Genomic DNA, 14,267 nt, shown 5'->3' with positions numbered 1-14,267 from the left:
GTGCTGCGTGTGCATATCGTAGGGGCGGCGCGGCGGGAGTCAAGCCGTGCGGGGGCCTGCGCGGTGGGATTTATCGTTCCAAACTCCGCGGTGTCGCGTTTACTCCCTGTAGGAGCGGCGCGAGCCGCGACCGCGACAACGCACCTACGCCGCAACCTTCGTCATGGTTGCGTTGCCGCGGCTCGCGCCGCTCCTACAGGTAGATCGGGAAGCCGCGTTACGCCGCCTCGCCCTTGGCTTCGACCTGCCGCTTGAGCACCGCCACCGGCTCCGCCCACGTATTGCCGCCGCGGCGCTTGCTGGTGGTCAGCACCAGGTCGGACGGATCGAACACGTTGAGGTTGTGGGTGATCGGCGTGGTCAGGATGTACTGGGCGTCGGTGGCGCGCAGGAAGCGGCCGACCTTCTCGATGTTGAACACGTCCAGGTGAGCGAAGGGCTCGTCGATGAACACGAAGCCGCCCGGCTGGTCTTCGTCGCGCAGCAGCGCGACCAGCAGCAACAGCGATTTCATCACCTGCTGACCGCCCGAGGCTTCGCCGTCGTCTAGGCCGATCCAGCCCTTGCGGTCGAAATCGAAGCGCACCGACAGGCCGGCCTGGGCCAGCGCGACGTCGTTGTTGGCCAACTCCGGCATGTCGGCATCGACGCCGATGCCGGCCAGCTCGCCCAGCGCGACCAGGTTCTTCTTGTAGCGGCGCACGGTCGCGCGCAGCACGTTGATGTAGGCGCCGCGCGCTTCCTCGGTCAGTCGCTTGGCCCGCTCCAGATGCGCCTCGCGACGCATGATCGAGCTGGCCAGTTCGTCGTGGTCGGCGCCGATCTTGTCGCGCAGCGGTACGCAGGATTCGTCGACCACGAAACCGCCGCGGGTCAGACGGTCGTCGATGCGTTCCATCTCCCGCCGCACCGCCGAGGCGCTTTCGTATTCCTCGCGCGCGGCCTGCAGCGCGGCCGCGCTGCGCCAGTCGTCCGGCATCAGGCCGCGCTTGCGCCGGTAGTCGAGGATGCGCTGGATCAGGCTGTGGCGCTCGCCGTTGATCTGCTGCGCGCGTTCGCGCAACTCGCGCGCCAGCGCGTCGATTTGGCCCTGGCGCTTGGCCGCGGCGATGCCTTCGGCCTTGTCCTGTTCGCCGGCCGCGTCGATCTGCGCGCGCGCCTGTGCCAGGGCGGCGGCCGCTTCGGCGGCGGCTTCGGCCAACGCCGGCAGGCGCTCCTGGGCATCGGCGAACTCGGCCGCGCGGGTCACCAGTTCCTGGGTCGCGTCCAGGCCGAGCAGGCGCGACTGGTCGGAATCGACGCGCTGGGTGAGTTCGTGCAGCTCGGCCTCGCGCGCCTGCGCGCGCTGGGCGATCGCGACCTGCTCGGCGCGCAGTTCGGCCAGTTGCGACTGGCGCGCGCTGCTGCCGAAGTGCTGCTGGTTGCCGCCGATGTGGCGGCCGCCGCGGCTCTCGCGCAGATAGCCCTTCTGGGTGATCCAGTCCTGCGAAGCCGGCAGGCGCGAACCGTGTTCGATGTCGGTCATGCGGCGGATGCGGTCGAGCTGGCGCGGCAACCACGCCGGCGGGTCGGCCGAGAAACGCACCACTTCCAGCAGCGAGCCGGCGCTGGCCTTGGACACCGGCGCCCGCTCGGCGACGATGAAGTGGCGGTACTGCAGGCTTTCGCCGAGCTTCCAGGCTTCGCGCGCGTCTTTCGGATTCTCCAGCACCAGCAAGTGCCGGTACGGCGCCAGCACCGCTTCCACCGCCACCGTCCACTGCGGGTCGGCGATTTCGACCAGTTCGGTCAGCACCCGGTGGTCGATCCCGGCGCGATCGAGCGCGGTGCGGAAGTCGCGCTCGAACGGCTCGACGATGCGGCCGCCGCCGCTGAGCGCGGCGATCTGCGCGGCGATTTCGCCGGCGCGCTTGCGGTCGCGCTCGGCCTCGAGCTTGAGCTCGGCCTGGCGGCGGCGCCCGTTCTCGACGCCGGCGCTGAGCGCGTCGACGTCGACCGCGCCGCGTTGCGCCTGCAACTTGGCCAGCTCGTCGCGGCGCTTGACCAGCATTTCCGCGTCGCGCGCAGCATCGCGGGCCTGGGTGAAGGCCTGTTCGCTGGCACCGACCTGTCGCCGCGCTTCGCGCATCGCCTCCTGCAGCGCGTCGCGGCCCTGCGAGGCCACGCCGTCCTGCGCGCGCATCTCGTCCAGCGCGCGCTCGCGCTCGCGCAGAGCGCGGCGCAGACCGGTCAGGCGCGGTTTGGCGCCGTCGATGACCGCGCGCTGCTCGGCCAGCTCGACCTTGGGCGCGACCTCGGTTTCCAGGCGCTGGCGCTGGTTGCGCAGGGCGTTGTATTCCTCGAACGAGCGCACGTCGGCCTTGGCCGATTCCAGACGCAGGTGCAGGCCGGCCAGGTCCTGGCCGAGCTGCTGCAATTCTTTTTCGACGTCGAACTGCTCGGTGCGCGCGCGCTGGTAGTCGTCCAGCACCGCCTTGTCCTCGAACACGTCGAAGATCAGCTGCAGCAGTTCGCGCGGCGAGTATTGGCAGAGCTTGTCGGTGGCGCCCTGCTCCAGGGTCAGCACGCGGCAGATCGCCCGGGTCAGGCCGGCGCCGGCCAGGCGCACGCGGTAGTCGCGCACGCCGAGCCATTCGCCGCCCTGTTCCAGGGTTTCCACCGCCACGTCGCCGCCGACGATCTGGTAATCGCGGCTCCAGTCGCCGCCGCGCTTGCGCACCCGGCAGGCCAGGGTGACCAGGTCGTCCTTGATCGGGAAGAACGGCCGGCCGCCGCGACGGTCGGGGCGGTTGCTGACCACCGCGCGCAGCCAAGCGTAGGGTTTGCCGTTGTGGCGCAGGTAGGTCTTGTAGTCGCGCGCGGTGTCGCGGTCCTCGATCGCCAGCAAGGTGCGCAGGGCGTCGAGCAAGGTGGTCTTGCCGGAACCGTTGGGGCCGACCACGGTGACGATGGAGGCATCCAGCGGCAGTTGGAAGCGCTGCCAATAGTCCCAGTGCACGACTTCGAGCGAGCGGAATTCAAACATCGGCCGCGGCCTCCTGGTCGAGCTGGGTCTGGGTGCCGGCGGACGCCCGATGAGCGTCGCCGTGGTCTGGGTCGTCGCCGCCCGCGTCCGTCGTCGCCGTCGGCGCGGATTCGGCCGCGGCCTCGTCGCCGGACGGCACCGCGCCGGTCGCGTCGTCGAGGTCGTCGCCGGCTTCGGTTTCGTCTTCGGCGACTGCAGCCGCCGCCCGGTCCAGCGCGGCATCGGTCTCGGCCGCCGCGGCGGCCGCGGCCAGCGCGGCGAACGCGGCTTCCTCGTCGCCGACGTAGGCGCCGACGCGGATCGCCGCGGCGGCGGCCTCGTCCTCGGCATCGCCGTCGAGGCCTGCGGCCGCGTCCAGCAGCGCCTGTTCGTTCGCATGCTGGCGCGCCTCGGTCACCACGAACGATAGCGCGCCGTCCATGACCCGGCCGGCGATGCGTTCGTAATCGAAGGCCAGGTCCAGCAGCGGCCCTTCGTGGATGCGCTCTTTGCGCCGCGTGATGAAGCCCTGCCGCGCCAGCGATCCCAGGTTGAACTGGATCCGGGTCTTGCCGCCGAGCTTCTCGCCGAAGTCGGCGAGCAGGGTGCGCTCGTTGATCGGCTCGACCACTTCCGCGCCGACCGGAATCGGTTTGAGCTCGGCGAACATCTGTTCCTGGTCCTGGTCGCGGTCGGCCTGCTGGCGGGCGATCTGGCGCTGGCGCTTGGGCAGCACCAGCAGCGCCCACAGCACCACCAACAGTGCGATCGCATCGCGGTCCAGTTGCAGGTTGGTGGCCGACCAGGCCTTGGCGCTGCCGAACGCGGCCGATTCCTGCGGCCGGGCGATGCCGACGGCGACGTTGGCGGCGTAGGGATGCTCGAGCAAACGCAGGCCCGCGGCGGCCAGGCGCCGGTCCAGATCGTTGCGCAATTCGGCGTCGGTCAGCAGTTCGCGGACCGCGGCGTCGTCGCGCGGCAGCCAGCGTTCGGCCAGCAGACGCGCGATCAGAGAGGCGATGGGGTCGTTCATCGGTTAGGCGGTGTCCTTGGCCGGCTTGGCGCGGCGCGGCTTGGCCGGCGCGTCCGCGGAGGCGGTCTTGTTCTTGTGTCCGGTCTTGGCGCGCTTGGGCGCGGCGGTTTCGCCCTCGCCCTCGTCGGGCTTGGGTGCGCGGCGGCGTGCCGTGCGCTGCTGGCGCAGTTGTTCTTCGCTCAGCGCTTCCAAGCGGCCGCGGCTCATGTAGGCGACGCCGGCGCGGCCGACGGTTTCGAATTCGGTCTCGATCTTCCACGCCAACGGCAGCCGCGCCATCTGCGCGCTGACGCCCTCGCGGTTCTCGGCGCCGGGGTCGCCGATCAGGCCCAGCAACGACAGGCGATAGGCACTGACCGAGAAACTGTCCTGCGGCACCAGCTCGGACAGCCCGGCCGCATCGACCGCCAGCGCGGCCAGCTCGTCCAGCCAGCGTTCGGCGAACTGGAAATCGGTGGCCGCGGCGGGCGAACCCTCGGCGTCGGGAGCGGCCTGCGCCGGCGGCAGCGACTGGTCCTCGCGCGCTTCGCGTTCGCGCTCGACCAGTTCGTACTCGGCCACGTCCAGCGCGATCGGCGCCAGCACGAAGGCCGGGATCGCGGTGCGCGCGAGCACGTCCTCGGACAATGCGGCGAGCGCATCGATGTCGAGCTCGCGCAGGAAGCGGTTGACGTCCGAGGACGACAGGCCGCTGGCGCCGAGGTGCACACGATGCCGGTCGAGCTGGCTCAACGCGCGCTGGAACACCGAAGCCTGGCGCAGCATCGCGCTCTGGGCGCGGCCGATCTGCTGGGCGACGCGGTGGGTGACGCTGTCCAGGTCCTGGTCGGCGGCGATGTCCTCGACGATCTCGGTGCCCTTCTCGATCCAGCGCCAGGCCTGCTGCAAGGTGCCGGCGGCGCGCAGGATGCGGTGCTCCGAGCCGCTGAGCACGGCCTGGTCGAAGTCTTCGCGCAGCTCGTTCAGGCGCGACAACAGGTGCTGCAGGTCGTCGGCGCTGACCCGTCCCACCGCCTGGCCGGCCGCGATCTGGGCGGTGACGTAGGCCAGTTCGTCGCCTTCGCGGTTGAACTGCAGCAACAAACCGATCGCGGCCAGGGCCTGGCGGCCGACCGGGCTGATCCGGTAGCGCTGGGTCTCGCCGTCCCACAACAGCAACTCGTTCTCGCGCAGGCGGCCGAGCACGGTGTCGAACTTGATCGGCTCCAGGTAGGCGAAATGCTCGCGCAGCTCCTGCGGGCTCCAGTCCGGGGCCTGGCCGCGCTCGCCGATCGCGCGCAGCACCAGCAGGCGCACCATCACCGACTCTTCGCCGCCGTGGAACAGGGTCGAGAACGCGCGCAGCAGGTCGCGTGCGCCCAGCAGGGGCTGCAGGTCCGGCAGATCGGCGGCCGACATGTCGGCGCGCAGATAGTCCTGAAGGCTGGGATCGAAGGCGGGGTCCATGGAATCCGGACGACTAGGGGTCGGGCATGTTCGGCGATGGGTCCGGCCGTGACAACCGTTGCAATCGGCGGCGTTCGGTGCCTGTCCTCGCGCGGCCTCGACGCGGAGCGTGCCGGCGCTTGAATTACGGCGCTTTTCCCGGCATCGTGCACACTCCATACGCCAGCGTATCCAGCCAGCATGTCCTCGGCCGCCCTCTCCGCCCCCCTCGTCTCCGACGCCGCCCCGCACCCGCTGTATCCGCATCTGTTCGCGCCGCTGGACCTGGGCTTCTGCACCCTGCCCAACCGGGTGCTGATGGGCTCGATGCACACCGGCCTGGAAGACAAGGCGGCCGACTTTCCCAAGCTCGCCGCCTACTTCGCCGAGCGCGCCGCCGGCGGGGTCGGCCTGATCGTCACCGGCGGCTTCGCGCCCAACCTGGTCGGCTGGCTCAAGCCCTTCGGCGGCAAGCTCAGCTGGCCCTGGGAAGTCGGCAAGCACCGCCAGGTGACCCGCGCGGTGCACGAGCACGGCGGACGCATCTGCATGCAGATCCTGCACGCCGGCCGCTACGGCTATCACCCGCTGCAGGTCGCGCCGAGCAAGCTCAAGGCGCCGATCAACCCGTTCACTCCGCGCGCGCTGTCGGCCGGCGCGGTCGAGCGCCAGATCAAGGCCTTCGTCAACGCCGCCCGGCTGGCGCGCGAGGCCGGCTACGACGGCGTCGAAGTGATGGGTTCGGAAGGCTATCTGCTCAACCAGTTCACCGTGCCGCGCACCAACAAGCGCAACGACGCCTGGGGCGGCGACGCCGCCGGGCGCATGCGTTTTTGCGTGGAAATCGTCCGCCGCATCCGCGAGGCCTGCGGTCCGGACTTCATCATCGTCTACCGCCTGTCGATGATCGACCTGGTCGGCGAAGGCTCGACCTGGAGCGACGTGGTCGCACAGGCGCGGGCGATCGAAGCCGCCGGCGCGACCCTGATCAACACCGGCATCGGCTGGCACGAGGCGCGGGTGCCGACCATCGCCACCTCGGTGCCGCGCGGCGCCTTCACCGGCATTACCGCCCGGCTCAAGCCCGAGGTACGGATCCCGCTGATCACCACCAACCGCATCAACATGCCCGATGTCGCCGAGCGCATCCTCGCCGACGGCGACGCCGACATGGTGTCGATGGCGCGGCCGCTGCTGGCCGACCCGGCCTGGGTGGCCAAGGCGCGCGACCGGCGCAGCGCCGACATCAACACCTGCATCGGCTGCAACCAGGCCTGCCTGGACCACGTGTTCGAGAACAAGCACGCCAGTTGCCTGGTCAATCCGCGCGCCTGCGCCGAAACCGAACTGAACTACCCGCCGACCGCCGCGCCCAAACGCGTCGCCGTGGTCGGCGCCGGCCCGGCCGGCCTGGCCTGCGCCACCGTCGCCGCCGAGCGCGGCCATCGGGTGACCCTGTTCGACGCCGCCGCCGAGATCGGCGGCCAGTTCAACCTCGCCAAGAAGGTGCCGGGCAAGGAGGAATTCCACGAAACCCTGCGCTATTTCGGCCGCCGCATCGAACAGACCGGGGTCGAGCTGCGCCTGGGCACGGTGGCCGATGCACAGAGCCTGCGGGGCTACGACGAGATCGTCCTGGCCACCGGCATCGTGCCGCGCGAGGTCAGCTTCCCCGGTTCGGACCACGCCAAGGTGATCAGCTACCTGGATGTGCTCAAGGGCCGGGTCGCACCGGGCCGGCGCGTGGCCATCGTCGGTGCCGGCGGGATCGGCTTCGACGTCGCCGAATACCTGGTCCACGAAGGCCCTTCGGTCAGCCTCGACCCGGCGCGCTGGCGCGCCGAATGGGGCGTGGACCTGGACTACGCCGACAACCGCGGCGGCCTGGTCGAGCCGCGGCCGGAACCGCCGGCGCGCGAGGTCTGGCTGCTGCAGCGCAGCCCCGGCAAACCGGGCGCGAAGCTGGGCAAGACCACCGGCTGGATCCATCGCGCCACGCTCAAGGCCAAGCAGGTGAAGATGATCGGCGGGGTCGACTATCTCGGCGTCGACGACGAAGGCTTCCACGTCAGCGTCGACGGCAGTCAGCAGGTGCTGCCGGTCGACCATGTTGTGATCTGCGCCGGCCAGGAACCGTTCAAGCCGCTCGCCGCGGAACTGGCCGACAGCGGCCGGCCGGTGCACGTGATCGGCGGCGCCGACGTCGCGGCCGAACTCGACGCCAAGCGCGCGATCGCACAGGGCAGCCGGCTCGCGGCGCGCTTGTAGCGCACCCGATAAAACGCCGGTTTTTTCCGCCTTTCGCGCGGCGCCGGCGGCGGCATCGCGCCGGCGCCGCCGTGCGCGCGGATGCCTGCGCGCACACATATATATGTATGAGTGAGTGTCGCTGCGTTTGCGTGCGCGAACGGGCAGGCGCACGGCGGGCGTTGGAGTGTCCGGCATCGGCCGGATTCCGCGCGCGGGGCTGACGTCGCGGGGTCGTCGATAGAGCGCCGACCGACTGCGGCGCCGATCGGCGCAGTGGCGCGTGGTCGCGGCTTGCGCCATCCCCGCCCCACCCCGCCGGCCGCTCGATGGGGCGAATTTGTCCCGGACGGGCGCCAATCCCAGTCGCGTCGGAGTCCACGATGGGCTGGAGACGCCGAAACGCGCATTCAGGCACGCCCTAGGGGGTGAGATCATGAAGCGGTGAGACAAGCTGGGCACGCTTCGTGCCGGGACAAAGCCCTGTAAAACCAAGGACCTGCCGCCTGTTCAGAATAAAAACTCCAACCAAAATAGGAACTTGCCTTTTCGGCATTCAGGTTTTGTTTGGTTAGGCGCCGCTACCGTTCGCCGACTTTTCCGCCGCCCCTGCAGAAGCGGCACCCACCACCGCCCCGAGGCCGCCTTTCGGCCAGGGTTCCGGTGACGGGGCAAAAGCGCGCCGCTAGAGCCGCTGCCCTCCCCAGTACGCCATGTTGGCCCTACCGCGGTTCCCCTCGCCCCCCGCGGGCGATGGACACCCCAGTGCGGCCAGCGCAACGGAGCAAGGAGTCATCTGATGAAACTGGCCTGGATCCTGTGGTTGGCCTCGGTACTGCCGCCACAAACCGCCGATTCGCTGTGTTTGAGCACCACCGTGTACCTGGAAGCCCGCGACCAGTCCCTGCGCGGCCAACAGGCCGTCGCCGAGGTCGCCCTGCGCCGCCGCGACAGCGGCCTGTGGGGCGATACCGTCTGCGACGTGGTCACCGCCAACAAGCAGTTCGCCCCCACCCTGGTGTCGCCGGGCACCCGCCTGAGCAACAGCGAGGCCTGGGCCGAGTCGGTCAACGTCGCCCTGGCGGCCGAGCGCAACTGGGCCCTGCCGAACGGCCAGCGCAAGGAGATCGTGCCCGGCGCGAGCCACTTCGCCGCCCACGCCATCGCCAGCCCGTCCTGGCGCAACGCTTACCAAGTCGCCGTCATCGGCGACCACACCTTCTACAAGGTGCAGAAGCTCAAGTCCCGGCGCGGCTGAGCGGCCGGGATTGGGTATTGGGGATCGGTAGAAGCTTCAGCGCTCCGCTTTAACCAATCCCGAATCCCCAATCCCCGCTCCAGGAAACAATCCGTTGCAGCACCCTCCTTGAGGATGCGAAACAGGTCGGTGATAGTCGCCGGCCTGTTTTTTTGTTTTTCGCCACAACGGAGAGGCCCGCATGAAGCTCTACACCAAGCCCGGCGCGTGTTCGACCGCCGACCATATCGCCCTGCAGTGGGCCGGCGGCGCGTTCGAGGTCGAAGTGCTCGACAAGGACTCGATGAAGGCGCCCGCCTTCCTCGCGATCAATCCGGCCGGCGCCGTGCCCGCGGTGGTCGACGGCGATTTCGTGCTGACCCAGAACGCGGCGATCATGGGCTACATCGCCGACACCTTCCCGCAAGCGGGACTGACCGGCGACGGCAGCGCGCAGCAGCACGCCGAAGCCGCGCGCTGGCTGGCGTTCGTGAACTCCGATCTGCACCCGGCCTTCCTGCCGATCTTCGCGCCGGGCAAGTTCCACCCCGACCCCGCCCAGGCCGATGCGCTGCGCCAGCACGCGCGCGAGCGCCTGCGCGCGATGTACGCCGCGGCCGACCGGCGCCTGGCCGATCGCGAGTGGCTGGCCGGTTTCCGCAGCTATGCCGATCCCTACCTGTACATCACCCTGCGCTGGGCCGACGGCGCCAAAGTCGATCTGTCCGGCTACGAACACCTGGCCGCATTCAAGCGCCGTATGGAAGCCGACGCCGGCGTGCAGGCCGCGCTGAAGGCCGAAGGGCTGCTGTAAGCACCCGCGGTGCGGCTCCAGGGCCGCACCGCTGCGCTTCAGGGGTAGGAGCGGCGTAAGCCGCGACAACCGCAGCGGCGTACGCAAGCGCCGCCGCCGAAGCCCGAATCACCGTGCAGCCCTCCATCGGCGCCGCCGGGCTTCGGACAGCGTCATGGCATGGCCTCGCGTACGCAAGCGCGATCGCCCGAGGCTCGTGCAGTCGAGTGGCGACATATCCGGTGCGATCCGACTTCGGATGGCGACGTGATATCGCAGTGCGATTGCGGAATCCCGCGCTCAGACCCCGGTCGCGAAACGCGCTTCGATTTCCGCGGCGATGTCGTCCTTGCGCACCTTGGCCAACGCGGCGCTGAGGTCGGGCAGCAGCTCGGCCAGCTCGTCGCTGTTGCCGCAACGCTCGATCTTGAGCTGCAGGAAGTAGCCGCGCAGCCCCAGGTGCTCGCGCACGGCTTCGGTCATCAGGCCATACAGCGTCTGGTAGCGCTGCGCCGCATCGGCCACCGACAGCGGCGCCGGCGCGGGCACCGCCGCGGCGAAGGCCACGCCCGGCGTCGGCGAATGCGCGAACTGGGTCGCCGCGACCGCCGCCGAAGACGCGATCAGGCCCATGGCCTCGAGCTGCTCCAGCGCATCGTCCGGCCCATGCAGGCTGGCGATCAGGCCGCGCAAATGGCGCGCGCTGCGATCGCCGTCGACGATCAGCAGGATCGAGCGCAACACCGGCGCGAGCTTGCGCGTGCGGTTCTGGATTTCGTCGCGCCCGGCCTGGGTTTTGACCGGCACATCGCTCTCGCGCATGGTGTTTCCTCTGAGTCTTCCCCGACCGCAGCCCCCGATGCGGCGCCTGCGGACGCGGCACCCAGTCGCTGCATGCGCGGTGCGCACGCGGACGGGCCGTGCGGGCGTGCCGGCTTGGCGAGGGACTATGCCATGTCGCCAGATGCGGATTCTGTGTCGCATTCGACGTTAGTCGTATGCCGCAGCCGCTACGCTGCGCGGCTGCGCCGAAGTCGCGATAAAAAACAAAAGGCCAGGCGGATCGCCTGGCCTTTTGCATTGCCGTCCTGCGTTTTGCGCCGCCGGCGGACCGGCGCCGCAGCAACTCAGCGCTGCTCGATCGTCACGTAGGCGCGGTCTTCCGGACCGGTGTAGTTCGCGCTCGGGCGGATGATCTTGCCGTCCTCGCGCTGCTCGATCACGTGCGCGCTCCAGCCGGTGGTGCGCGCGATCACGAACAGCGGGGTGAACATGGGCGTCGGAATGCCCATCATGTGATAGGCGGACGCCGAGTACCAGTCGAGGTTGGGGAACATCTTCTTGCTGTCCCACATCAGCGTCTCGATGCGCTCGCTGACGTCGAACAGGGTCTGGTTGCCGCCGTCCTTGCACAGCTTGCGCGAGATCTCCTTGATGATCGGGTTGCGCGGGTCGCCGACCGTATAGACCGGGTGACCGAAGCCGATCACGATTTCCTTGCGCTCGACGCGGGCGCGGATGTCGGCCTCGGCCTCGTCGGCGCTGCCGTAGCGGGAGATGATGTCCATCGCCACTTCGTTGGCGCCGCCGTGCTTGGGGCCGCGCAGCGCGCCGATCGCGCCGGTGATGCAGGAGTGGATGTCCGAACCCGTGCCGGCGATCACGCGCGCGGTGAAGGTCGAGGCGTTGAACTCGTGCTCGGCGTACAGGATCAGCGACTTGTCCAGCGAGTCGGCGTGCAGCGCGCTCGGCGGCTCGCCGTGCAGCAGGTGCAGGAAGTGCGCCGCGACCGAGTCGTCGTCGGTCTCGCAGTCGATGCGGCGGCCGTTGCGGGTGAAGTGCCACCAGTACAGCAGCATCGAGCCGAAGCTGGCGATCAGGCGGTCGGCGATGTCGCGCGCTTCCGAGGCGACGTGGCCTTCGCGCTCGGGCAGCACGGTGCCCAGCACCGAGCAGCCGGTGCGCAGCACGTCCATCGGGTGGGCGTTGGCCGGCACCAGCTCCAGCGCGTCGGTGACGATCGCCGGCAGGCCGCGCAGGCGCTTGAGCTTGGTCTTGTAGGCCTTGAGCTGAGAGACGGTCGGCAGCGCTCCGTGCACCAGCAGATGCGCGACTTCCTCGAAGGTCGACTTAGTCGCCAGGTCGTGGATGTCGTAGCCGCGGTAATGCAGGTCGTTGCCGCTGCGGCCGACGGTGCACAGCGCGGTGTTGCCGGCGGCGGTGCCGCTGAGGGCGACCGACTTCTTGGGTTTGGGCAGGGTCGATTGCGGTTCGCTCATGGTCCTTCCTCGAATAGAGTTGGTCTTTTCCTTATTCCCTCTCCCATGCATGGGAGAGGGCAAGGGTGAAGGCAGGCGAACTTCCGGCTGCGTCGCTGGCTTGAAGTTTCGCTCGCCCTCGTCCGGCCCTACGGGCCGCCTTCTCCCGCGTCGCGGGAGAAGGAAAATCTCAGCCGCCCTTCTTGGCGAACAGCGCGTCGAGCTTGTTCTCGAAGGCGTGGTAGCCGATCCGGTCGTACAGCTCGGCGCGGGTCTGCATGCTGTAGACCACGTTCTTCTGGTGGCCGTCGCGGCGGATCGATTGGTACACGTTCTCGGCGGCCTTGTTCATGGCCCGGAACGCCGACAACGGGAACAGTTGGATCGCCACCCCGGCCGAGGCCAGCTCGTCGCGCGAGAACAGCGGGGTCTGGCCGAACTCGGTGATGTTGGCCAGCACCGGCACCTTGACCGCATCGACGAAGCGGCGGTAGGTGGCCAGGTCGTAGGCGGCCTCGGCGAAGATGCCGTCGGCGCCGGCTTCGACGCAGGCGATGGCGCGTTCGATCGCCGCATCGACGCCGTCGACGGCGATCGCGTCGGTCCGCGCGATCAGGAAGAAGTCGGGATCGGTCTTGGCGTCGGCCGCGGCCTTGACCCGGTCGGCCATCTCGCCCGCGCTCACGATCTCCTTGCCCGGACGATGGCCGCAGCGCTTGGCGCCGACCTGGTCTTCGATGTGGCAAGCGGCCGCGCCGGCCTTGATCAGCGACTTGACCGTGCGTTCGATATTGAACGCGCTGGGGCCGAAACCGGTGTCGATGTCGACCAGCAGCGGCAGATCGCAGACGTCGGTGATGCGGCGCACGTCGATCAGCACGTCTTCGAGCGTGTTGATGCCCAGGTCCGGCAGGCCCAGCGAACCGGCGGCGACGCCGCCGCCGGACAGGTAGATCGCGCGGTAGCCGGCGCGCTGGGCCAGCAGGGCATGGTTGGCGTTGATCGCGCCGATCACCTGCAGCGGCGATTCGGCGGCGAGCGCGGCGCGGAACTTCGCGCCTGCGGAGGTGAACGACATCGGCAAACTCCGGCGGACCCGTTCGGGCGATCCGGCATTTTACCCCGTCGCGCCGGCCCGGTCCTTGCCGCCCGGGCGCCGGCCGCGGCTAGCCGATGGTCTGCACCACGTTGCCGTCGCGGTCGCGGATCTCGCTGCGCAGCACCTGGACCTCGAGGAATTCCACGCCCTCGACCCGGTAGCAGCCCTCCTGGGCGCGCAGGCAGGCGACCAGATTGCGCAAAGCGGCCTCGTTCAGGCGCAGATGCAACGCTCCCTCCACGGCCTGGGCGCCGTTGCGCGGCGCCGCCTCGAACACGATCCGCGCCTGCGGGCCGACCAGGCTGAACGGCTTACCGAAGGGCAGCCGCAGCGGCAGCAGCGCGAGCAGCTCGCCGACCTGACGCGCGCCCAGCGCGATCCGCGTCGCCGGTTGGCGCAGCAGGCGCTTGCGCTGGCTCCAGTCGAGCTGGTCGGTATAGATCAGCGCCGAACTCGACCCCTCGTGGGCCGAACCGGCGGCCAGGCGCGCGGCGATGTCGGAATCGGCCAGCAACGACTCGCGCTCCAGGTCGGTCACCCACAGCGGCAGATAGTCCTGGAACACGTCCAGCACCTTCAGCGTCGACCAGCGCTTGAGCGCGAACTCTTCTTCGTTGGTCAGGCCGATCACCTGCAGGAACTCGAGCAGGCCGTTGGGCGTATCGATCGGCGCCAGCTCGGGGTCGTGCGCGAACGCCACCGTCTGCAGATGAGTCTGGGTGTCGGCGGCGATGGGGCCGTTGGCGTGCAGGTAATGGCCCGCGTGGAAGCCGTGCCCGCTTTGAAACACGTAGCGGGCCAGGTTCTGCAGGAAATTCAGGGCCCAGGCCGGCGGCTGCTCGCTGTCCTCGGGATCGGCGATACGGAAAGTCAGTTCGAAGCCGAAACCGCTGATCGCCGGGTCTTCGGAGGTCTTCTCGTAGAGTTCGCTGAAACCGTAGGTGACCAGGTGCCAGTGCGGCACCGGGGTGATGCGCTTGTAGGCGCTGATGCCGCGCAAAGGCTCGCCGCCGAGCTCGGGACCGATCGGGCTGCCGTAGTGCAGCGGCTGCTGACGCGTGTAGAGCCGGCTCAGGGCCTGGTCGATCGCGTCCCACCCCGGCGCGCTGTCCTGTTCTGCCGTCATTGCGCGTTCCGCCTCGCTCGCATCGGCCGCGGAGGATCCCGCGTA

General features: G+C 69.5%; 10 protein-coding genes. 3 read left to right on the top strand and 7 right to left on the bottom strand.

Annotation, left to right across the window (positions count from 1 at the left end; all coding sequences use genetic code 11):
- Positions 1-217: 217 nt before the first annotated feature.
- Genes V2J18_RS05960 through V2J18_RS05950 form a run of 3 tightly spaced genes read right to left on the bottom strand, consistent with a single transcriptional unit; the run spans position 218 to position 5,483 of the window.
- Positions 218-3,025, bottom strand: coding sequence for an AAA family ATPase (locus V2J18_RS05960; RefSeq protein WP_336131302.1), 2,808 nt, complete (start codon positions 3,023-3,025; stop codon positions 218-220).
- Complete coding sequence (locus V2J18_RS05955; RefSeq protein WP_336131301.1) at positions 3,018-4,037, bottom strand: hypothetical protein; 1,020 nt, start codon at positions 4,035-4,037, stop codon at positions 3,018-3,020. The genes V2J18_RS05960 and V2J18_RS05955 overlap by 8 nt, the downstream gene beginning before the upstream one ends.
- Before the next feature lie 3 nt (positions 4,038-4,040).
- Positions 4,041-5,483 (bottom strand): hypothetical protein, encoded by a 1,443-nt coding sequence (locus V2J18_RS05950; RefSeq protein WP_336131300.1) that lies wholly within the window; start codon positions 5,481-5,483, stop codon positions 4,041-4,043.
- A gap of 180 nt (positions 5,484-5,663) precedes the next feature.
- Here V2J18_RS05950 and V2J18_RS05945 point away from each other — a divergent pair, with 180 nt between their 5' ends.
- From V2J18_RS05945 to V2J18_RS05935, 3 genes are all read left to right on the top strand, one after another.
- Complete coding sequence (locus V2J18_RS05945; protein WP_336131299.1) at positions 5,664-7,730, top strand: oxidoreductase; 2,067 nt, start codon at positions 5,664-5,666, stop codon at positions 7,728-7,730.
- 778 nt (positions 7,731-8,508) lie between these two features.
- Entirely contained in the window at positions 8,509-8,967 is a 459-nt protein-coding gene (locus V2J18_RS05940; protein ID WP_064747941.1) for a cell wall hydrolase, read from the top strand.
- Positions 8,968-9,148: 181 nt separating this feature from the next.
- Positions 9,149-9,760: a glutathione S-transferase N-terminal domain-containing protein gene (locus V2J18_RS05935; RefSeq protein ID WP_336131298.1), complete on the top strand. Its 612-nt coding sequence runs from the start codon at positions 9,149-9,151 to the stop codon at positions 9,758-9,760.
- Between the two features lie 279 nt (positions 9,761-10,039).
- Here the strand turns inward: V2J18_RS05935 and V2J18_RS05930 are convergent, their stop codons facing one another.
- From V2J18_RS05930 to V2J18_RS05915, 4 genes are all read right to left on the bottom strand, one after another.
- Positions 10,040-10,561, bottom strand: coding sequence for a hypothetical protein (locus V2J18_RS05930; protein ID WP_064747939.1), 522 nt, complete (start codon positions 10,559-10,561; stop codon positions 10,040-10,042).
- Between the two features lie 305 nt (positions 10,562-10,866).
- Positions 10,867-12,018, bottom strand: coding sequence for a bifunctional 2-methylcitrate synthase/citrate synthase (gene prpC, locus V2J18_RS05925; protein WP_336131297.1), 1,152 nt, complete (start codon positions 12,016-12,018; stop codon positions 10,867-10,869).
- Positions 12,019-12,187: 169 nt separating this feature from the next.
- Positions 12,188-13,075 (bottom strand): methylisocitrate lyase, encoded by an 888-nt coding sequence (gene prpB, locus V2J18_RS05920; protein WP_336131296.1) that lies wholly within the window; start codon positions 13,073-13,075, stop codon positions 12,188-12,190.
- Positions 13,076-13,163: 88 nt separating this feature from the next.
- A complete protein-coding gene (locus V2J18_RS05915; RefSeq protein ID WP_336131295.1) occupies positions 13,164-14,222 on the bottom strand; it encodes a suppressor of fused domain protein in 1,059 nt (352 codons plus the stop codon).
- Positions 14,223-14,267: the final 45 nt, after the last annotated feature.

The sequence above is a fragment of the Lysobacter firmicutimachus genome (assembly GCF_037027445.1).
GTDB lineage: Bacteria > Pseudomonadota > Gammaproteobacteria > Xanthomonadales > Xanthomonadaceae > Lysobacter > Lysobacter firmicutimachus.
Note: the sequence above shows the minus strand (reverse complement) of the source record. Positions and strands in the feature narration are given on the sequence as shown.